This window comes from Mucilaginibacter sp. (assembly GCF_028288105.1).
Lineage (GTDB): Bacteria > Bacteroidota > Bacteroidia > Sphingobacteriales > Sphingobacteriaceae > Mucilaginibacter.
The window spans coordinates 1-3,141 of sequence record NZ_JAQBOI010000140.1 but is presented as its reverse complement, the minus strand read 5'-3'; the positions used below and the strand labels follow the sequence as shown (position 1 = coordinate 3,141).

Below are 3,141 nucleotides of genomic sequence, written 5' to 3'. Positions count from 1 at the left end.
TTCCCGTAACGATTTGGTGAAAATCCTTGGTCGTGGCGAATTAAAAGCTAAATTAGAGGTTAAAGCACACGCATTTACTGCTACTGCACAAAAAGCTATTGAAGCAGCCGGCGGAACTATTGTAAAGTTATAATTTCGATGAAGAAATTTTTCACCACATTATCCAATATCTGGAAAATTGAAGATCTAAGAGTGCGTATCATAAACACACTCTTATTTCTTTTGATATATCGTGTTGGTTCGTATATTGTTTTGCCGGGTGTAAACGCGGCATCACTTAATAGTACCCAAAACAAAGAAGGCCTTGTAGGGCTGTTAAACATGTTTGCCGGAGGTTCGTTCTCACGATCGTCTATTTTGGCATTAGGTGTTATGCCTTACATATCTGCTTCAATTGTGGTGCAGCTGTTGGGTATTGCGGTACCTTACTTCATTAAACTGCAAAAAGAAGGCGAAAGCGGCCGTAACAAAATTAACCAGTGGACACGTTACCTAACTATAGGTATCACCGCGCTACAGGCTATTGGCTACTTAAAATCGCAGGTGAGCGCTGATGCAATGCTTATCCCTAATCCATACTTTACTATATTAAATACTTGCTTATTAACTGCAGGTACCTTATTTGTAATGTGGTTGGGCGAGAAAATCACTGATAAGGGTATTGGTAACGGTATCTCACTGATCATCATGGTGGGTATTATTGCCCAGTTACCAAGCGCATTTGTAGTAGAGTTTCAGTCTCGTACAGGCGGTGCAGGTGGTTTAATTGGTTTTATTATTGAGATTGTTGCACTGCTTGGTGTGGTAATGTTTACCATATTGATTGTGCAGGGTACACGTAAAATTGCGGTACAATACGCAAAACGTATTGTAGGTAACAAACAGTATGGTGGCGTGCGCCAGTATATACCTTTAAAGGTAAATGCTGCAGGTGTAATGCCTATCATATTTGCGCAGGCATTAATGTTTATACCTGCTACAGTTTCGCAGTTTTTCCCAAGCGCAACTTCAAATAGTGTGATAATAGCCTTATCAAACCCTAACTCTTGGCAACATAACACAACGTTTGGTATATTAATTATACTATTCACTTACTTCTATACTGCTATTACAGTTAATCCTAACCAGATGGCTGATGATATGAAAAAGAACGGTGGCTTTATCCCGGGTATTAAACCAGGTAAAACCACAGCTGATTTTATTGACGGAGTAATATCTAAAATAACATTGCCAGGTTCTATTTTCTTAGCCATTATTGCTATTGTACCGGCCTTGGCCAGTTTAGTTGGAGTAAGCAGCTTGTTTTCAAGATTTTTTGGTGGAACATCATTGATCATCCTTGTGGGTGTAGTTTTAGATACTTTACAGCAGGTAGAGAGCCATTTATTAATGCGTCATTATGATGGGTTAATGAAAACGGGCAGGATAAAAGGCCGTGCAAGTATCCCTACAGCTTCAGGTGCAACTCCTCCGGTTATCTAATAATATACATGTCAAAGATCATTTATAAGTCTGTCGAAGAGATAGAACTGATAAGAGAAAGTTCTTTACTTGTTTCCAAAACACATGGGGAGATAGCTAAAGTTATTGGCCCTGGTATAACTACTATTGAATTAAATAAACTTGCCGAAACCTTTATCCGTGATAATGGTGGGGTTCCGGCATTTTTAAATTACAACGGCTTCCCTTATTCATTATGCATATCGCTGAATGATCAGGTGGTGCACGGTTTCCCCGGTAAACATGTTTTAGTTGAAGGGGACTTGGTATCGGTTGATTGTGGTGTTATCCTGAATAAATATTACGGCGATTCGGCTTTTACCTTTGCCATTGGCGAGGTTGATGAAAACACTAAAAGACTTATGCGTGTAACGCGCGAGTGTTTAGATCTTGGTGTAGAGAAGGCTGTTGTAGGTATGCGCATTGGCGATATTGGCTATGCGGTACAGGAACATGCCGAGAAGAATGGCTTTGGTGTAGTGAAAGAGCTTGTTGGCCATGGTGTAGGCACACGCCTGCATGAAAAGCCCGAAGTTCCTAACTATGGCAAACGCGGTGCAGGTATTAAATTAGAGGAAGGAATGGTGATAGCCATTGAGCCGATGATTAATGCAGGCCGTGCCGGTGTTAAGTTTTGGGATGATGGATGGACCGTATCAACGGTTGACAAAAAGCCATCGGCACATTACGAACATACGGTTGCTGTAAAAAAGGGAAAACCAGATGTTTTATCAACGTTTTCATACATTGATAAAGTTTTAGAAGAAAAGAATAAAAAGTAAATATTTTTTATTAATTTTGCATCCCGGTTTTGGGGTGGATAATTAAGTAATAATCAATAAAATATGGCAAAACAATCCTCGATTGAGCAAGATGGTACAATTCGCGAAGCATTGTCAAATGCAATGTTCAGGGTTGAACTTGAAAACGGCCACGAGATTATTGCACACATATCCGGAAAAATGCGGATGCATTACATCAAAATATTACCTGGTGACAGAGTGAAATTAGAGATGAGCCCGTATGATTTAACAAAAGGAAGAATAACCTACAGATATAAATAAGAACGAGATGAAAGTTAGAGCATCCATTAAAAAACGTAGCGTTGATTGTAAGATCATCCGCCGTAACGGGAAACTTTATGTGATAAACAAAAAGAATCCTAAGTTTAAGCAACGTCAGGGATAATTAAAAAGGAATTGTAATAAACCGCACAACGGTGGCCCGCCGTTCGGTATTACTTAAAAACAAAAAACAAATATGGCAAGGATCTCAGGTATTGATTTACCAAAAAATAAAAGAGGTGTTATAGGTTTAACCTATATCTACGGCATTGGCCGCTCTACTGCTCAGGACATTTTAGACCAGGCAGGTATCGATGTTAACATCAAAGTTCAGGATTGGGATGATGATCAGTTAACCGCTATCCGTACAATTATCAACGATCAAATTAAAGTTGAAGGTTCACTACGTTCAGAAGTTCAGCTTAACATCAAACGTTTAATGGATATAGGTTGCTACAGAGGCACACGTCACCGTAAAGGTTTACCATTACGTGGTCAGCGCACTAAAAACAACTCACGTACCCGTAAAGGAAAACGTAAAACAGTTGCTAACAAAAAGAAAGCTACTAAATAGTAA

The 3,141-nt window shown here is 39.4% G+C and carries 6 protein-coding genes; all 6 read left to right on the top strand.

Features of this window, described 5'->3' with window-relative positions; translation table 11 throughout:
• On the top strand, positions 1-133 hold a 133-nt coding region (locus JWQ85_RS09705; protein WP_299467355.1), incomplete at its 5' end, for an uL15m family ribosomal protein.
• Positions 134-138: 5 nt separating this feature from the next.
• A complete protein-coding gene (gene secY / locus JWQ85_RS09700; protein WP_299467354.1) occupies positions 139-1,482 on the top strand; it encodes a preprotein translocase subunit SecY in 1,344 nt (447 codons plus the stop codon).
• An 8-nt stretch (positions 1,483-1,490) separates the two neighbouring features.
• Entirely contained in the window at positions 1,491-2,282 is a 792-nt protein-coding gene (gene map / locus JWQ85_RS09695; RefSeq protein ID WP_299467352.1) for a type I methionyl aminopeptidase, read from the top strand.
• A 63-nt stretch (positions 2,283-2,345) separates the two neighbouring features.
• The gene (infA, locus tag JWQ85_RS09690; RefSeq protein WP_022833270.1) at positions 2,346-2,564 is read left to right on the top strand and encodes a translation initiation factor IF-1; all 219 of its coding nucleotides are present in this window, start codon (positions 2,346-2,348) and stop codon (positions 2,562-2,564) included.
• Between the two features lie 7 nt (positions 2,565-2,571).
• Complete coding sequence (gene rpmJ, locus JWQ85_RS09685) at positions 2,572-2,688, top strand: 50S ribosomal protein L36 (protein WP_082855993.1); 117 nt, start codon at positions 2,572-2,574, stop codon at positions 2,686-2,688.
• Between the two features lie 72 nt (positions 2,689-2,760).
• A complete protein-coding gene (rpsM, locus tag JWQ85_RS09680; RefSeq protein ID WP_129876209.1) occupies positions 2,761-3,138 on the top strand; it encodes a 30S ribosomal protein S13 in 378 nt (125 codons plus the stop codon).
• Positions 3,139-3,141 lie beyond the last annotated feature (3 nt).

Coding starts and splice junctions, on each gene's coding strand:
- secY (WP_299467354.1), top strand. CDS start 139: ATGAAGAAATTTTTCACCACATTATCCAATATCTGGAAAATTGAAGAT.
- map (WP_299467352.1), top strand. CDS start 1,491: ATGTCAAAGATCATTTATAAGTCTGTCGAAGAGATAGAACTGATAAGA.
- infA (WP_022833270.1), top strand. CDS start 2,346: ATGGCAAAACAATCCTCGATTGAGCAAGATGGTACAATTCGCGAAGCA.
- rpmJ (WP_082855993.1), top strand. CDS start 2,572: ATGAAAGTTAGAGCATCCATTAAAAAACGTAGCGTTGATTGTAAGATC.
- rpsM (WP_129876209.1), top strand. CDS start 2,761: ATGGCAAGGATCTCAGGTATTGATTTACCAAAAAATAAAAGAGGTGTT.